We start from the raw sequence: 15,973 nt of genomic DNA, 5'->3' as shown, positions 1-15,973 counted from the left end.
GGATCTGAACGAAGGTGTACGCCCATGGAGGCCCCGCCGGACAACGACGTGCTCTGGGCACGGTCCCTGCACTACCAGCACAGCGACGGCTCCCCCGCTCTGAGCGGCGTCTCGCTCGGCGTCCGCGAGGGCGAGATCCTCGCCGTCGGCGGCCCGCGTGGCAGCGGCAAGACCGCTCTGCTGGCCTGTCTGTCCGGGCTGGTGCCCGCGCGCCGCGGCGAGGTCTGGTTCAACAGCGTGCCCGTCCACACCATGGGCCCCATGGCCCGCGAACGGCTGCGCCGCGACCGCTTCGGCTGGATCGACCCGGCCCCGGTGCTCGTGCCCGAGCTCAACGTCTGGGAGAACGCCGCCCTGCCGCTGATGCTGCGCGGCACCACCAGGCGCCGTGCCAAGACCGCCGCCCTGGAATGGCTGGAGCGGCTGGACGTGGGAGAGGGCGCGCGCCGCCGCCCGCACCAGCTGACCCACGCCGAGCGCCAGCGCGTCTGCATCGCCCGCGCGCTCGCCCCCGCGCCCTCGGTCCTGTTCGCCGACGAGCCGACGGCCCCGCTGCACCGCGCCGACCGCGCCCACGTCCTGCGCACCCTCACCACGGCCGCCCGCTCGCACGGCATCACCGTGGTGCTGGCCACCCATGACGCGGAGACCGCCGCCCTCGCCGACCGCACGGTGTCCCTGCTGGACGGCCGCCGGGTGAACACGGTCCATCTGCCTCCCATGGCCGACGCGGAAGGCCGGGCCGCGTGCTCGCTCTCCGTCTGAGCCGCGGCGCCCGCCCTGCCGTCCAGCTGCGCCGCCTGCTGGTCGCGGCCGCCTCGGCGGGCACGGGCTTCCTGCTGCTGTGCGCCCTCGGCCACGCCCTGACCCACCCGGACTCCCCCGCCGCCTCCGCCCTGCGGCTGGCCTGGTGCGCGGCGCCGCTGGCCGCGACGGTCCATTTCGCGGTGGCGGTCGCCCGCGCGGACCCCGGCACCAGGCCACGCGCCGGTCTGTCGGCTCTCGGCCTCGGCCCCGCCCGTCTGATGGCCGTCTCCGCGACGACCACGGTCCTGTCCACGCTGCTCGGCTCCATGCTGGCCCTCCTGTTCTTCCTCCATCTGCGCGGTGACCTCACGGGCATGCCCTTCGACGGCGACGCCGCGGACGTCCTGGCCGCCGACCGGCCGCTGCCCCTCCCCGGGGCCCTGACGCTCCTCTCCCTGGTCCCGGTCATCGCCTCCGTATCGGTGGCCGTCGCCCTGCGCCCGCGCGAACCCCGGCGAGCAGACGCCCCCCGCGTCTTCGGCCGCTTCGGCGCGTACGGCCGGGCGGGTTCACGCGACACGTTCGGCGCCTACGGCCGCTTCGGCGCACGGTCGGACGGCCCCCGGCCGGACAGGGCCCGCCCTGACGGTGCGAGGCCGGACAGTGCGCGGCCGGACAGTGCCCGGTCCGACGGCCCGGGTTCCGGCCACCCACGGCCGGACGACCCGCGCCGCCCTCTCGACCCGGCCGCCGAGCCCGCCGGGCACCACGCGTCCGTCACCCACCAGGTCCCGGCCCCCGCGAAGGCCCCCGCACAGGCCCTCGCCGACACCGGCACTCCCGAGGCCGACCCGCGCACCCCGGCACCCCGCCCCACCGCCCTGCCCTGGGGCATCGCCACCCTCGCGGCCGGCCTCACCGTCGAGGCCTACTCCAGCCGCACCGCGGCCCCCGGCGGCCTCCCCCTCCCCGGCGGCCTCACCGGCAACTCCGCTGGTGTCCTGCTCGGCTGGGCCCTCACCGCCGTCGGTCTCGCCCTCGCCGGGCCCGGCCTCACCCACCTGTGCGGCCGTCTGCTCCAGTCGGTCCGCCCCGGCGCCCTGCGCCTCCTCTCCGGCCGCGTCCTCATGGACGAGGCCACCCGCATCGGCCGTCCCCTGGGCGTCGTCTGCGCGGTCGCCTCCGCCGCCTACGCCATGGGCTCCCTCTACGACCCCGACGGCGACACCATCGGCCCCCTGACCACCCTCGGCACCCTCCTGGTCGCCGGCTGCACCCTGGCCACCCTGCTCACCGCCGCCGTGGAGGCCAAGCACTCCCGGGCGGACACCACGGCCGCGCTGCTCCGCCTCGGCGCACCCGCCACCACCCTGCGCATGGCGGCGGCCCTGCGCGCCGGGGCCCTGCTCGCCCTGTTCGGCCCGCTGACCCTGATCGTGGCGGAACTCGCGGCCCAGCCCCTGACGGGCTGACCCCAGCCACCGCCCCGACGACGAGCCGGGGCACCGGGCCGAGACCGGCGGAAAAAAGGTTCCGCGAGGAGCGATGAGTTCTTCGCGGACCCCCGGTCTAACCCCACGAACAGCACGACACCGATGGGAGAGACACCGCATGTACCAGCAGATGATCTTCGTGAACCTTCCCGTGAACGACCTGGACGCCTCCAAGGAGTTCTTCACCGGCCTCGGCTACACGATCAACCCCCAGTTCAGCGACGAGAACGCGGCCTCGGTCGTGATCAGCGAGACCATCGTGGCGATGCTGCTCACCAAGCCGTTCTACGCGACGTTCACCGACAAGGAGATCTCCGACGCCTCCAAGACCAGCGAGGTGCTGGTCTGTCTGAGCGCGGAGAGCCGCGAGAAGGTCGACGAGCTGGTCGACCGCGCGATCTCCCTCGGCGGCACCGCCACCGGCAAGACCCAGGACATGGGCTTCATGTACGGCCGCGCCTTCGACGACCTCGACGGCCACACCTGGGAGATCATGTGGATGGACCCGGCGGCGGTCCAGGGCTGACCCCGCAGGTCTCGAACACGGTGCCTGAGAGCTGTTGTTCGGATCGGGTCGGCATGATTCGAACGGCAGCTCCTAGCATGAGCGGGTGCAGACGATGCCCGCCCATGCGGCCCACCACAACGACCGCGAGATAGAGACCCTGGAGGAGTTCGACGCGACCGTCGCCGCGCGCGGCACGCTCGCCGGATACCGCGTCCAGGCCGTCGACCTGACGGACCGTACGCGCGAACTCCTCTCCACCGACACCGCGGGCGCCGTCTTCCTCGGCTGCCCGATGCGCGAGAACGCCGCCGCGAAGATACGCACCGACGGCGCGATGGTCCTCCCGCCCCTCCCGGACCTCCCCTTCGACCCGTACCGCGGACTGCTCTACACCCCGGACGAACTCTTCTCCTCCCTCTCCGAACGCGGCTACGAGGCCACGCCCGACGCCCGCGCATACGCCTGGCTGCAGCGGACGAAGGCGGACCGGGACATCCTTTCCTCCATGCTCCGCGCCATCCACGACGACTCCGTCTCGGACGCGCTCGACGAACTCCTCACCGGCGCCCGCGTGGTGGGGGTGATGGGCGGCCACGCGATGGCCCGTGGCACCCGCGGCTACGCCGACGCCGCCCGGCTCGGCCGAGAACTGGCCCGCTCCGGCCTCACCGTCGCCACCGGCGGCGGCCCCGGCGCGATGGAGGCGGCGAACCTCGGCGCGTACGCCGCTCCCCACGAGGACGGGATGCTGACGGAGGCCCTCGAACTCCTCGCCAAGGCACCTGGGTTCAGCCCGTCCATCACCGACTGGGCGACGGCCGCCTTCGAGGTGCGCGCCCGCTGGCCCAGGGGCGGCGCCTCGATCGGCATCCCGACCTGGTTCTACGGCCACGAGCCGCCCAACCCGTTCGCCGCGCACATCGCCAAGTACTTCGCCAACGCCACCCGCGAGGACGGCCTGCTGGCCCGCTCCAACGCCGGAGTGATCTTCCTGCCGGGCGCCGCCGGCACCTTGCAGGAGATCTTCGACAACGCGACCCCGAACTACTACGAGTCACGCGGCGAACCGACGCCCATGGTGCTCGTCGACCGGGAGCACTGGACGCGGCGGCTGCCCGCCTGGCCACTGCTCCGGGCCCTGGCCCGCGACCGCTCGATGGAGTCACGGATCGCCCTGGTCGACCGGATCGAGGAGGCCCCGGAGGCGTTGAAACGTCTCGGCGGTTAATAACCAGGCAAAGGCAACGTCCCTGACGTGCCCACACATTGACACTGCCGACCGCGCGCTTATAAACCTGTGATCCTCGTGGGGAAGTTGAAGCGTCCCCTCCGCGGTGCGCGTTTCGGCTCTCCTCGGATATCAACCCCCCTCAAATTGCACATCACCTAAGGACAAACGTGTCCATATCCCGCCGTAACGCACGCCGTTCCGTGCGTGCCCTCGGTGTCGCCGCCGCTTCCGCCGCGCTCGCGCTCGGTGTCGCGGGCAACGCGCTGGCCTGCGACATCAGCGAGTTCACCGCCGCCGCCGTGTGCGACGGAAACAAGGGCGTCATCACCGTCACCGACAAGGACGCGGCCGGCATCCCCGCCACGGTCTCGGTCTACCTGGAGAACAACGGTGCCGACGAACGCCTGGTCGGCACCCAGGAGGTGAAGGGGTCCGCGAAGGGCACCACCATCACCTTCGCCGAGGACTGGAAGCCGAACGCGGAGTACCGCATCCACGTGGTGGCCAAGGGCTATGTCGACGAGGACATCAAGCCGAACCTCGTGACGCCTTCCACCCCCTGCAAGAAGGGCGACACCCCGGCGCCCTCGCCGTCCACCCCGTCGGCGACCCCCTCCGAGAGCGCCCCGGCCCCCTCGGAGTCGGCGACCCCGACCCCGACGCCGTCGGCCCCGCAGGACGCGAGCGAACCGCCCGCGAGCAACGCTCCCTCGCCCGCGGCCGGAGACTCCAACCTCGCCGAGACCGGCGCCAACTCCAACACCGGTCTCATCGCCGGTGTCGCGGCCGCCCTGGTCGTGGTCGGCGGCGGCGCGGTGTTCCTCGGTATGCGCCGACGCGGCTCGAACGGCCGCTGACCTCTCGCGTCACAGGGGCGGCGCCCAGCGCCGCCCCCGCTTCGCGGCACTAGGAGCGGGTCATCGCCCCGGGTCACCGCCCCGGGCCGTCGTCCGGGGTCACTCGAAGGTGGCCCGCTCCAGCCAGAACTCCAGCAGTTCGCACTCACCGAGCACCTCCAGTCCCGGGCTGTCCAGCGGGACCCTGCGATAGAAGGCGAGCAGCACCGAGGTCAGCGGGCCGCGCAGCGCGACGGTCGCCTTCTCGTGGCCACGCCGCCAGACGACTCCGTCACCGGGCAGCTCGATGATCCACTCCGCGTTCAGCGCGGCCGGGGTGTCGGTGGCGTGGAGGTGGACCGTGCTGCCGGGCACCTCCGGCCGTATCGGCTGCTCGCGCTCCAGCCACTGGACTATCCGCAGCCACTCGTCGACCGCGTCGGCGGCCACCTCGGGCGCGACCTCGTAGGGCAGGCCGACCGCGAGGGTCGCATCGGCGCGGTGGATCGTGACCTCGTGGCACATCCGGCGGGCCCAGAAGCCCGCGTCGGACGTCCAGGCCCAGGACCACACCTTGGCGTCCGGCCCGGCCTCCCGCAGCGCCGAGGTGACCAGGTCACCGCTCTCGGCGAGCCAGGCCTCCAGGGCCGCGGCGTCCCCCTTGACGGCGGGTCCGTCGACGAGCGGGATCTCCTCCTCCGGGATGTCCTCCTCGGCGCGGGTGCGCACCAGGGCCTCCACCCAGCGCAGGGCGCCTCCGGTGTGCTCCACGAGCTCTCGGACCGTCCATTCGGGACAGGTCGGGACCGGGGCGGCGAGGTCGACGCCGGTGGTCACCAACGACCGCAGCAGGCCGACCTGGTGGGTGATCTCGTCGCAGTATCGATCATGAGTGAGTCGCGTCATGCGTTTCACGATAGGAGCCGGGTGACCGACCGGCTCCAGGTTTTCCACAGCGCCGGTCTGATCATCGCACCGCACCCTCCGGCAACCGGCTGCCGCAACCACCCGACCTCCCGGCGCCACGCGACCGCGACCCATGACCGCGGCGGGGCATGGCGTTCTTGCCGCCGAGTTCGAGCGAGACCCCGACGAGGCTGCGGGTCGGACGCGGACCGCAACCGCACACTCAGCCACAGCCCCAACCCCAGCTCCACCCCCGTCAAAGATCACCCGAGGACCACAACCTCCGCCCCGTCGAAGACGACAGCCACCTCGTCCCCCACCTCCGGCGCGTCCCGCAGCGCGCAGGCCGCCTCCAGCCGGGGCCCCTCACCGGGCTGGAGGTGAACCGCCACATGGGTGCCGCGGAAGGTACGCGCGGTCACCGTGCACCGCAGCCCGTCCGCCACCGGCACCAACCGCACCCCGGCGGGCCGTACGAGCACGGCACGGGCCCCCTGCGGAGCTCCCTCCGGGACGGGCAGCTTGCCCCAGGTCGTGTCCGCGGCCTCCCCGGTCACGGTCGCCGGGACGACGTTGTCGAAGCCGAGGAAGCGTGCCACGAACTCGTCCGCGGGCCGCTGCCACACCTCGAGGGGCGTGCCCGCCTGGGCGATGCGCCCGTCGCGCATCACCACGACCCGGTCGGCGAGCGCGAAGGCCTCGCCCTGGTCGTGGGTGACGGCCAGCACGGTCGTGCCCAACCGGCCGAACAGCTCCCGCAGTTCGACGACGAGCCGCTCGCGCAGCGACCTGTCGAGCTGGCCCAGCGGCTCGTCCAGCATCAGCAGCCGCGGCCGGGGCGCCAACGCGCGGGCCAGCGCGACCCGCTGCTGCTCACCGCCGGACAGGGCGGCCACGGCCCGCCGCTCGGCGCCCGGCAGCCCGACGAGGTCGAGCAACTCCTGTACGCGTTCGCGCTGCCGCTTCCTGGAGGCACCGTGCATCCGCAGCCCGAAGGCCACGTTGCCGCCCACGTCCCGCTGCGGGAACAACTGGTGGTCCTGGAACATCAGCCCGACGCCGCGCCGGTGCGCGGGCACGCCCCTCTGGTCGCGGCCGTCCAGCAGCACGCGCCCGGCGTCCAGCGGCTGGAGCCCGGCGACGGCCCGCAGCAGGGTCGACTTGCCGCTGCCGCTCGGGCCGAGCACGCACACGATCTCGTGCTCCGCCACCTCCAGGCCGACCCCGTCCAGCACCGCCCGTCCGCCGAACCGCACGGTCGCCTCTTCACAGCTGAGCAGCACTAGAACTCCCCCGTCCGATCCACGACCACCACTTTCTCCAGCAGGAGCAGAGCGGTGGCGCACACCACCATGAGAATCGTCGAAAGGGCCATGGCCTGGCCGTAGTTGAGGTCTCCGGGCCTGGACAGCAGTTTGGCCACGGCGACCGGGAGTGTCGGGTTGTCGGCCCGCGCGATGAACACGGTGGCCCCGAACTCGCCGAGCGAGACGGCGAAGGCGAACCCGGCGGCGACCAGCAGCGCCCGCCGCACCAGCGGCAGGTCCACCTCCCGCCACACCCGCCACGGCGACGCCCCGAGCACGGTCGCGGCCTCCCGCAGCCGGGCGTCCACCGCCCGCAGCACCGGCAGCATGGTCCGCACCACGAACGGCACCCCGACCAGCGCCTGCGCCAGCGGCACCAGCAGCCAGGAGGACCGCAGGTCCAGCGGCGGCTCGTCGAGGGCGATCAGGAAGCCGAAGCCGACCGTCACCGCGGACACCCCGAGCGGCAGCATCAGCAGCGCGTCGAAACCGCGCACCAGCCGCCCGGCGTCGCGCCGGGTGAGCGCGGCCGCCGCGAGACCGCCGATCAGGACGGCGACAAGGGTGGCGACGGCGGCGTAGGAGAGGGAGTTGCCGATGGCGTCGATCGGCGGCACGAGGAAGACACCGCCGTCGGAGGAGGTCAGCTCCCGGTAGTAGCCGAAGTCCGGGGCCTTGAGAGACCGCTGCACCAGCACACCCAGCGGCAGCACCAGCAGCAGCACGATCGAGACGAGCACCCCGGCGAGCAGGGTCCACTGCCCCGCCCCGCGCGGCCGTCGCGCGGTCCCGGCCGCGTCCACCAGTCGCAGGGCGCTCTCGCGCCGCCGTACGGTCCACGCGTGCACGGCGAGGATGGCGGCCACCGCGGCGAACTGCACCAGGGTCAGCACGGCGGCCGTGGTCAGGTCGAAGATCTCGGTGGTCTGCCGGTAGACCTCGACCTCCAGCGTGGAGAAGGTCGGCCCGCCGAGGATCTGCACCACGCCGAAGGAGGTGAACGTGAACAGGAAGACCATCAGGGCCGCGGCGGCGACGGCGGGCCCGAGCGCAGGCAGGGTGACCGTGCGCCACGCGGTGAGGCGGGACGCGCCCAGCATCCGCGCGGCCTCCTCCTGCCGCGGGTCGAGCTGGCCCCACAGCCCGCCGACAGTACGCACGACTACCGCGTAGTTGAAGAAGACATGGGCGAGCAGGATCGCCCACACGGTGGTGTCGAGCCGTACGCCCCACAGCTCGTCCAGCAGGCCGCCCCGGCCGAGGACGGCGAGGAAGGCGGTGCCGACGACCACGGTCGGCAGCACGAACGGCACGGTCACCACCGCCCGCAGCACCTGTTTGCCGGGGAACTCGAAGCGGGCGAAGACATAGGCGCCGGGCAGCGCGATCAGCAGGGTGAGCGCGGTCGAGGCGAGCGCCTGCCAGGCGGTGAACCACAGCACCTGCCGGATGCCCGGATCGGCGAGCACCTCGCCGATCCGCCCGAACTGCCAGGCCCCGTCGACCCGCAGTCCGCGCTGGACGATCGCGACGACGGGGTAGGCGAAGAACAGCCCGAAGAACGCGACGGGCAGGGCCATGAGCCCCAGCCGCGCCGCGCTCCTCACGCGGGCTACTTCAGTACGAGCGAGGTCCATGCCTTGACCCAGTCGTCACGGTTCTCGGCGATCTTCGCCGGGTCCATGGTCTCGGGGTCCTTCGCGGCCGGGCCGTACGCGGTGAACTCGGCGGGCACCTGCGCGCCCTCGGTCACCGGGTAGACGAACATGTTCAGCGGCATGTCCGACTGGAACTTCTCCGAGATCAGGAAGTCGATCAGCTTCTTGCCGCCCTCGGCGTTCTTCGCGTTGCTCAGCAGGCCCGCGAACTCGATCTGCCGGAAGCAGGTGCCCTCGGCGACACCGGTGGGCGCGGCCTTCGGCTTCGGGTCGGCGTAGATCACCTCGGCGGGCGGCGAGGAGGCGTAGGAGACGACGAGCGGCCGCTCCGCCTTCGCGGCCTTGCCGCCGGCCGAGCCGGAGAACTCCTCGTTGTACGCCTGCTCCCAGCCGTCGACGACCTTGACGCCGTTGGCCTTCAGCTTCGTCCAGTAGTCCTGCCAGCCGTCGTCCCCGTAGCGCGCGGCCGTGCCGAGGAGGAAGCCGAGGCCGGGCGAGGAGGTGGAGGCGTTCTCGGTGACGAGGAGGTTCTTGTACGCAGGCTTGACCAGGTCGTCCAGCGAGGCCGGCGGGGCCAGCTTGTGGTCGGCGAAGTACTGCTTGTCGTAGTTGACGCAGATGTCGCCGTAGTCGACGGGCGTGACCCGGTGCTCGTCCTTGTCGAGCTGGTAGGCCGCGCCGACCCTGTCCAGGCCCTGGGCCTCGTAGGGCTGGAAGAGGCCGTTGTCGAGCGCGCGCGACAGCAGGGTGTTGTCGACGCCGAAGAACACGTCGCCCTGCGGGTTGTCCTTGGTCAGGATGGCCTTGTTGACGGCCTGGCCCGCGTCGCCGTCCTCCAGGACCTTGACCTTGTAGCCGGAGTCCTTCTCGAAGGCGGCGATGACGTCCTTGGAGACGGCCCACGAGCTGTGGCTGACCAGGGTGACCGTCTTGGAGCCCTGGCCGTCGGAGCCGGAGCCGGAGTCGGACGACCCGCACGCGGACAGCGTGATCAGGCCGAGGCCGACGGCCGCGGCGACGAACGTCTTGGTGTGCACTGGATTCCTCCTGGGATGGACCAGGAAGAGACGCGGCCCCGCCCGGGGCCCCTGAGGGCGTCCGGGCAGGGCGCAACAGCTTGAGTGATGACCGAACTTCCTACCCAGAATGACCTGGGCAAGGTTCAGAGGGTCTGCGGCCCGGTTGCCGCACTCTCAGCGCTGTGGCGCTCCCCTGTCGGAATATGAAGATGTGACTGTCCTGGGCGGACGCTGCCAGATTATCGCTCGGTGGCCGCCAGCTGGCCACAGGCCCCGTCGATCTCCTGGCCACGGGTGTCCCGGACGGTGACCGGCACCCCGTGAGCGGCGATGGCCTCCACGAACGCCTTCTCGTCCTCGGGGCGCGAGGCGGTCCACTTCGAGCCCGGCGTCGGGTTCAACGGGATGAGGTTGACATGCACAGGCTTGCCCTTGAGCAGCCGGCCGAGACGGTCACCACGCCAGGCCTGGTCGTTGATGTCCCGGATCAGGGCGTACTCGATGGACAGCCGGCGACCGGACCGCTCCGTGTACTCGAACCCGGCGTCGAGCACCTCGCGGACCTTCCACCGCGTGTTCACGGGGACGAGGGTGTCGCGCAGCTCGTCGTCGGGGGCGTGCAGGGAGATCGCGAGCCGGCACTTGAAGCCCTCGTCGGCGAACCGGTGGATCGCGGGCACGAGCCCGACGGTCGACACGGTGATACCGCGCTGCGAGAGCCCGAGCCCGTCGGGAGCCGGGTCGGTCAGGGCACGGATGGCCCCGACGACGCGCTTGTAGTTGGCGAGGGGCTCGCCCATGCCCATGAAGACGATGTTGGACAGCCGCGCCGGCCCGCCGGGGACGTCGCCGTCCCGCAGGGCGCGCATCCCGTCCACGATCTGGTGGACGATCTCCGCGGTGGAGAGGTTCCGGTCCAGTCCGGCCTGCCCGGTGGCGCAGAACGGGCAGTTCATCCCGCACCCCGCCTGCGAGCTGATGCACATGGTCACCCGGTCCGGGTAGCGCATCAGCACGGACTCGACGAGCGTGCCGTCGAACAGCCGCCACAGCGTCTTGCGGGTGGTCCCCTCGTCCGTCGACAGATGCCGCACGACGGTCATCAGCTCGGGGAAGAGCGCCTCCCGCAGCCTGTCACGTGAACCGGCGGGGATGTCGGTCCACTCCTGCGGGTCATGGGCGTACCGCGCGAAGTAGTGCTGCGAGAGCTGCTTGGCACGAAACGGCTTCTCCCCGACCTCGGCCACCGCCTCCTTGCGTTCGGCGGGCGAGAGATCGGCGAGATGCCGCGGCGGCTTCTTGGCTCCGCGCGGCGCGACAAAGGTGAGTTCTCCGGGCTTCGGCATAACCCTTCCAGTGTGGCAGATCAACTCTGGGGGCCCAGGCCAGAGCGGGGTGGGGGTGGTCACCTGTGGGTGCCGTCTGTCAGCTTCGGTCGGCCGCGCACGGCCCAGGGACGGCCCAAGGGCTCTGCGATCACGATCGCTGCCTTCGCCCACGTCCGCCCCACGTTCTAATCCGCAGCTCTAACCGAGATCGGTCAGCGATGTCCATACCGGTCGCTTCGAGGGCCCATAAAGCTGATCACGGACAGCGTGCAATCCCTGGCGCCGACTGGAAAACTTTCTCGTCACGGCTGACAATGATAGGAGCCAGTCCAGGATCAGTTATTGACGCTTTCAACAGCTGACAGGTTATTGCACCATGGAAATTTGGACAGATCTGGGCTTTATGCAGAGTCCCTACAATACCGATTCTCTCCCACCGACGGCGATAGGGGAGAGGTTGCTTGTGGGGAGAGAGAGCCATACTCGTCGTCTGATCAATCGGCTATCTTCCTCTTCAAGCCATGTGACGATTGAAGGCGAGGCCGGGGTTGGGAAGACGAGCCTGATGACCGTGGCGAGCTATCGCATGAAGAGGAATAGCGACAAGTCTCGCCTCCCCATCATGCTTCCAGTCGATGAGAGATTTCAGATCGCCGCCAAGGAGGGCACGAGTCTACTTGAAGCCAAGGTCTACCGAGCAATCGCGGCGGCGTTCATTCGGTATCACGATGACTTGAAATCCTGGGGATATCGCACTCCGAAAGTGAAAGAGATTGATAAGTGGATGAATTCACCTCTCATGACATCGATCTCCGGAGGCGTCAACTTTGCCGGACTGGGCTTCTCTGGCGGCAGGGGTGAATCCTCGAACTCTGCATTCGCGGAGTCCGGTCTGGCCAACACGGTCCGCGCTTGGGTAAGGGAGTGCTTTGACCCCCCTGGATGCGGATACTTCGTTTGCGTCCTAGATAATCTGGAGCTTCTTGTCAGCTCGGATGCGGCGCGACAGGTACTCGAGGAAATTCGCGATACGATTCTCGCCGAGCCCGGCCTGAGATGGGTAATTTGTGGGGCTCGCGGTGTAGTGCGTACGGCGGTGGCATCGCCGCGACTCCAAGGTCGCTTGTGTCAGCCCATAAAGGTTGAACCTCTATCTAAGGATGACGCGATAAAAGCTCTTGAGGCCCGGATTGAGGAGTTCTCATTGGGTGGATCGCCGCCGGTCGACCCGGTCGGCTTTCAGTATCTCTATGAGGTGCTGAGATGCAACCTCAGAGACACTCTCCAGGCTTGCGAGGATTTCAGCTTCTGGCTGCATGACGAAGGAATAATCGGCGCCGGGGAGAAGGACCATCTGGAGCTCCTGCAGTCTTGGTTGGCGCAGGTGTCGGATGAATATAGCGCAAGGGAGGGTGTTTCTGCGGCGGGCTGGAGACTGCTGGATGACATGGCCGACAATGGCGGAGATTGCCAGTTCGAAGATTTCGATCTATTCGGATTTGGGGACCGTGGCGAAATGAGGCGACGTGCGAAAGAACTTGAGAAAAATAACCTGACGCAGATTTCACCAGATGACGCAGGGGCGTTTATGGTCTCCTCTGGATGGCTTGCCCGGTTCTCCAGGGCTGGGTACGGGATCCATCGCGATTGAACACGTGACGAAAGAGCGCGCGTCTGCACGGCGGCGAAGTCGGAGCCGCCGACCTGCCCTTTTTCGCTCACGGAAGGAGCCGCCTGTTAGCCCTGGGGTACGCCGTGGATCCAATCGGCGCCAGCCACAGCGTGCCTCGCTGTCATCCCGTCTGCCGTCGACCCACACGTCTGTGGAGCAGGCGCGGGTCTTGGCGTCCAGGTGGAGCGCGCCACTGTACGAACGACCTGGACGCCAAGACCCGTGTCTGCTCGGCTTGCCTGGGTCGACGGAAGGCGGGATGACAGCTCCCCACCCGCACCACGAACCGCCCCGCACCCGCATGACTGGCCCCGGTCATCCCGGAGCCTGAGCGCCCCCGCCGGAGGCAACTGTCCTGGCGGGCATCCGACGGATCAGCTCGGGTTCACCCTCATCAAGCCCTTAGCCCCACAATGGCGCGCGGCCGGCGATCCGGGCTGGAGCGGGGCGTAGACAGGAGCGCAGGCCCGGGGCGACGGGCGCGCGACGCCGCCTTGGGCGGCGGAAGCGCCCTTGATGAAGTAGGGAAAGTTGTACCGCGCCCATGATCGAACCCACTCGATCGTGACCTGTCGGCCCACCGATCCTCTCGGCTACCGTTCCAGGCATGTCTTCTGCACTGGACACGCCCCAGGGAGCGGCCGAACTCGCCGAGTCTCTGCTCCCCCAGCTCGGGAACCGCTGGCTGCACACTCAGGCGGTGGCTGCTCGAGCTAGCGAGGCTTCCGCGGCTGTGTGTGCGGCCGATCGTGATCTCCTCGTCGCCGCAGCATGGCTCCATGACATCGGTTACGCACCCGAGCTGCGGCAAACCGGGTTCCACCCACTTGACGGCGCCCGGCATCTGGAAGCTCTGAATGCGCCGGCACGTCTGGTGCGACTGGTCGCCCACCATTCTGGGGCTGTGTACGAGGCAGAGCAGCGCGGACTGTCAGCAGAGCTGGCCGTCTACGAGCGAGAAGACTCCCCAGTACTCGACGCGCTGATCTTCGCGGATATGACGACCGGCCCCGCCGGGCAGTCCTTCGACTTCGACGCCCGGATCGACGAGATCCTGGTCCGCTACGAACCGGGCAGCGAGGTGCACAACGCGATCAGCAAGGCACGTCCCTACCTTGGCACTGCCGTGGAGCACACCCAGCGGCGGATCGCGGCGTTCACGTCGCTACCACCGACCCAACGGGCAGTCATCGACGGAAGCACTTGGTGGCCTCCGACGCTCTTCGCAGTGGAACACCAGGACGTGGGACTCCTGGCTCGGTTGCTCGATGCTGGCGCAGACCCTGACGAGGGCCACGGTGCTACTCCGCTGACACACGCGATCGGGACAGAAGGCGACGTGGCGTTGCAGAGCGGTGGTCCGCTAACTGTGGCAACGACGGCGGTGCTCCTCGCATATGGCGCAGATCCGGAACTGCCCGACGCGAAGGGCCAGACACCGCTCCAGGTAGCCGAGTACTACGACCACGCCCCTGCGATTCGATTGCTGCACCGGCATCTGCCGGGCGATCGTTCCGGGAAGCCTCAGCCGATGTAGGGCTCGATCCGGTCGGCCAGGCCGCGCTCGATCCGCATGCGCATCGACGGGTGGATGCTCAGCTCGTCCAGCTTGCTCGGGTCGACGAACGCGACTTCCTTGCTCTCGCTGCTCGTCCGCAGCTGGCCGCCGACGATGCGCGCGTGGAAGCAGATGGAGAACTGCTGGCGGACCTCGCCGTCGTCGTACGCCATGACGTGCCCGGGGTTCGTGTAGATGCCGACCAGGCCGGTCACCTCGACGTCGAACCCGGTCTCTTCCTTGGTCTCCCGTACAGCCGCGTCGGGTGCTGACTCGCCCAGGTCGATGCCGCCTCCGGGCAGGGCCCACAGGTCGTTGTCGGTCTTGTGGATCAACAGGACCTCACCGGCCTCGTTGCGGGCTACGGCGGTCACAGAAGGAACGAGGCTGTTCGCCTTCGGGGCGTTCGGATCGTTGAAGTAGTCGACGCGTGCCATGCGTTCAGCGTCGCACGCCGGTCCCTGTCATGCCGTCCGGCCTTGCTCCCACGCGTAGTCGAAGCTTCGCATGTAGTGCCGGAACGTCCGGGCTCCAGGCAGGTACTTGAAGTGCATCACCGGGTTCTGTCCTGCGGGAGCTCCCAGCACGTGGGGGTTCACCAAAACGTCGTCGTCGAACCGGTAGATCGAGTTGTAGAGGATCGTGTCGTGCAGCCGGATCTCGACGCCCGGCGTCGATATGGCGGGCTGCAAGTACCGGCGAGTGATCCGGGCCCGCGCCGCCAGGTCGTCGCCGATGCCCTCCTCCTCGCCGCGCTGGCGAACGGCCTCGGACTCCGGGTCTCCCAGCAGGATGCGGACCTGGGCGCCGGCCTTCGCCTTGTCGGCCAACTGGTCCGGCAGGTCCGGGTGGCTGTCGAAGAGGAACAGTCCCGCGTACACCAGGATGTCGACCTGGTCCGTCGCCGTCTCGATCAGGGAGGACCACAGCGTGGCAGGGACCGCACCCCGGTGCGGGTAGTACGTGATCAGCTCGGACGCGCTTGCCTTCTCGGCCTGCTTCTCGACTGACGGCCAGACGTAGACCTCGTCGACTCCGAGGAAGCTTGCGGCCTTCCAGCGGTGCCCTCGGTGCGGAGTCCGGTTCGTGGTGATCCAGCGCTCGACGCTCTTGGGGTCGACTCCGACATGTTCGGCAACGGACTGGATCGTCTCGCCTTTCGCCGAAATCGCTGCGCGTAAACGCTCGTTCGCCATGACGTGCCCTTCCTCGGGACCCGTAGGGACGTTTTGACGGTAGCTCAGACGTCCCTAAACGTCCATACGGGCCGTGATGCGTCCACCCCTTCTCACGGTCTCCTGATCTCACCGACGGAACGTCGGCCAAGACCACACCACAGCAGGAGACAAGACGATGCGTCAGATTCCCGTGGACACCTCCGCCGCGACCGTGATGGTCGCCAAGACCCCTCAGCCCAAGGTGCGCGACCGCCGTACCGGCGAGATCGCCACCGACACCGAGACCGGTGCCAAGCTCATGACGGTCGACGTGATGTTCGCGGCGAACGACGAGGTGGAGATCCTCTCCGTCACCGTCCCGGAGCCCGGCATCACCGGTGAACTGGCCATGGGCACGCCGGTCGCGCTCACGGGCCTCATCGCCCGGCCGTGGGAGAACGACTTCAACGGCCAGAAGCGGCACGGCATCGCCTTCCGCGCCGTCGCGGTCACGTCCCTCGTCGCCGCTGCCGCGAACTCCAAGGCGGCCTGA

The 15,973-nt window shown here is 69.5% G+C and carries 15 protein-coding genes; 8 read left to right on the top strand and 7 right to left on the bottom strand.

The window, feature by feature from the left end; genetic code table 11:
• The first annotated feature begins 24 nt into the window (after nt 1–24).
• The 5 genes from ACZ6SQ_RS21325 to ACZ6SQ_RS21305 all read left to right on the top strand — a co-directional run bounded on the left by ACZ6SQ_RS21325 (nt 25) and on the right by ACZ6SQ_RS21305 (nt 4,836).
• Nucleotides 25–765, top strand: coding sequence for an ABC transporter ATP-binding protein (locus tag ACZ6SQ_RS21325; RefSeq protein WP_386378005.1), 741 nt, complete (start codon nt 25–27; stop codon nt 763–765).
• Entirely contained in the window at nt 747–2,219 is a 1,473-nt protein-coding gene (locus ACZ6SQ_RS21320; protein ID WP_469564309.1) for a hypothetical protein, read from the top strand. The genes ACZ6SQ_RS21325 and ACZ6SQ_RS21320 overlap by 19 nt, the downstream gene beginning before the upstream one ends.
• A 139-nt stretch (nt 2,220–2,358) precedes the next feature.
• A complete protein-coding gene (locus ACZ6SQ_RS21315) occupies nt 2,359–2,766 on the top strand; it encodes a VOC family protein (RefSeq protein ID WP_469564306.1) in 408 nt (135 codons plus the stop codon).
• 85 nt (nt 2,767–2,851) lie between these two features.
• A complete protein-coding gene (locus tag ACZ6SQ_RS21310; protein ID WP_469564303.1) occupies nt 2,852–3,976 on the top strand; it encodes an LOG family protein in 1,125 nt (374 codons plus the stop codon).
• Nucleotides 3,977–4,146: 170 nt separating this feature from the next.
• Nucleotides 4,147–4,836: an LAETG motif-containing sortase-dependent surface protein gene (locus ACZ6SQ_RS21305; RefSeq protein ID WP_469564300.1), complete on the top strand. Its 690-nt coding sequence runs from the start codon at nt 4,147–4,149 to the stop codon at nt 4,834–4,836.
• A 99-nt stretch (nt 4,837–4,935) separates the two neighbouring features.
• On the opposite strand, the gene ACZ6SQ_RS21300 is transcribed toward ACZ6SQ_RS21305, so the two are convergent.
• The 5 genes from ACZ6SQ_RS21300 to rlmN all read right to left on the bottom strand — a co-directional run bounded on the left by ACZ6SQ_RS21300 (nt 4,936) and on the right by rlmN (nt 11,051).
• Nucleotides 4,936–5,721, bottom strand: coding sequence for a maleylpyruvate isomerase family mycothiol-dependent enzyme (locus ACZ6SQ_RS21300; protein ID WP_469564294.1), 786 nt, complete (start codon nt 5,719–5,721; stop codon nt 4,936–4,938).
• A gap of 263 nt (nt 5,722–5,984) precedes the next feature.
• Nucleotides 5,985–7,004 carry an ABC transporter ATP-binding protein gene (locus ACZ6SQ_RS21295; protein WP_469564291.1) on the bottom strand — a complete coding sequence of 340 codons (1,020 nt, stop codon included), beginning with the start codon at nt 7,002–7,004 and terminating at the stop codon, nt 5,985–5,987.
• The gene (locus tag ACZ6SQ_RS21290) at nt 7,004–8,665 is read right to left on the bottom strand and encodes an ABC transporter permease (protein WP_469564287.1); all 1,662 of its coding nucleotides are present in this window, start codon (nt 8,663–8,665) and stop codon (nt 7,004–7,006) included. Before ACZ6SQ_RS21290 ends, ACZ6SQ_RS21295 begins: the two co-directional genes overlap by 1 nt.
• Nucleotides 8,641–9,723, bottom strand: a complete 1,083-nt coding sequence (locus tag ACZ6SQ_RS21285) for a thiamine ABC transporter substrate-binding protein (protein WP_469564284.1) — start codon at nt 9,721–9,723, stop codon at nt 8,641–8,643. Before ACZ6SQ_RS21285 ends, ACZ6SQ_RS21290 begins: the two co-directional genes overlap by 25 nt.
• A 221-nt stretch (nt 9,724–9,944) precedes the next feature.
• Nucleotides 9,945–11,051, bottom strand: coding sequence for a dual-specificity RNA methyltransferase RlmN (gene rlmN, locus ACZ6SQ_RS21280; protein WP_386378016.1), 1,107 nt, complete (start codon nt 11,049–11,051; stop codon nt 9,945–9,947).
• A gap of 505 nt (nt 11,052–11,556) precedes the next feature.
• Between rlmN and ACZ6SQ_RS21275 the strand changes: the two genes are divergently transcribed.
• Together ACZ6SQ_RS21275 and ACZ6SQ_RS21270 are read left to right on the top strand one after the other, a co-directional pair.
• Nucleotides 11,557–12,684 carry a hypothetical protein gene (locus ACZ6SQ_RS21275; RefSeq protein WP_469564280.1) on the top strand — a complete coding sequence of 376 codons (1,128 nt, stop codon included), beginning with the start codon at nt 11,557–11,559 and terminating at the stop codon, nt 12,682–12,684.
• Nucleotides 12,685–13,312: 628 nt separating this feature from the next.
• Nucleotides 13,313–14,242: an HDIG domain-containing metalloprotein gene (locus tag ACZ6SQ_RS21270; protein ID WP_469564277.1), complete on the top strand. Its 930-nt coding sequence runs from the start codon at nt 13,313–13,315 to the stop codon at nt 14,240–14,242.
• Here ACZ6SQ_RS21270 and ACZ6SQ_RS21265 read toward each other — a convergent pair.
• Entirely contained in the window at nt 14,230–14,700 is a 471-nt protein-coding gene (locus ACZ6SQ_RS21265) for an NUDIX hydrolase (protein ID WP_469564275.1), read from the bottom strand. The genes ACZ6SQ_RS21270 and ACZ6SQ_RS21265 overlap by 13 nt on opposite strands.
• 27 nt (nt 14,701–14,727) lie before the next feature.
• A complete protein-coding gene (locus ACZ6SQ_RS21260) occupies nt 14,728–15,459 on the bottom strand; it encodes an XRE family transcriptional regulator (RefSeq protein ID WP_469564272.1) in 732 nt (243 codons plus the stop codon).
• Nucleotides 15,460–15,616: 157 nt separating this feature from the next.
• Here ACZ6SQ_RS21260 and ACZ6SQ_RS21255 point away from each other — a divergent pair, with 157 nt between their 5' ends.
• Nucleotides 15,617–15,973: an SCO3933 family regulatory protein gene (locus tag ACZ6SQ_RS21255; RefSeq protein WP_469564269.1), complete on the top strand. Its 357-nt coding sequence runs from the start codon at nt 15,617–15,619 to the stop codon at nt 15,971–15,973.

This window comes from Streptomyces sp. NPDC048600 (assembly GCF_055587025.1).
This window is presented reverse-complemented; position numbering and strand designations above follow the sequence as displayed.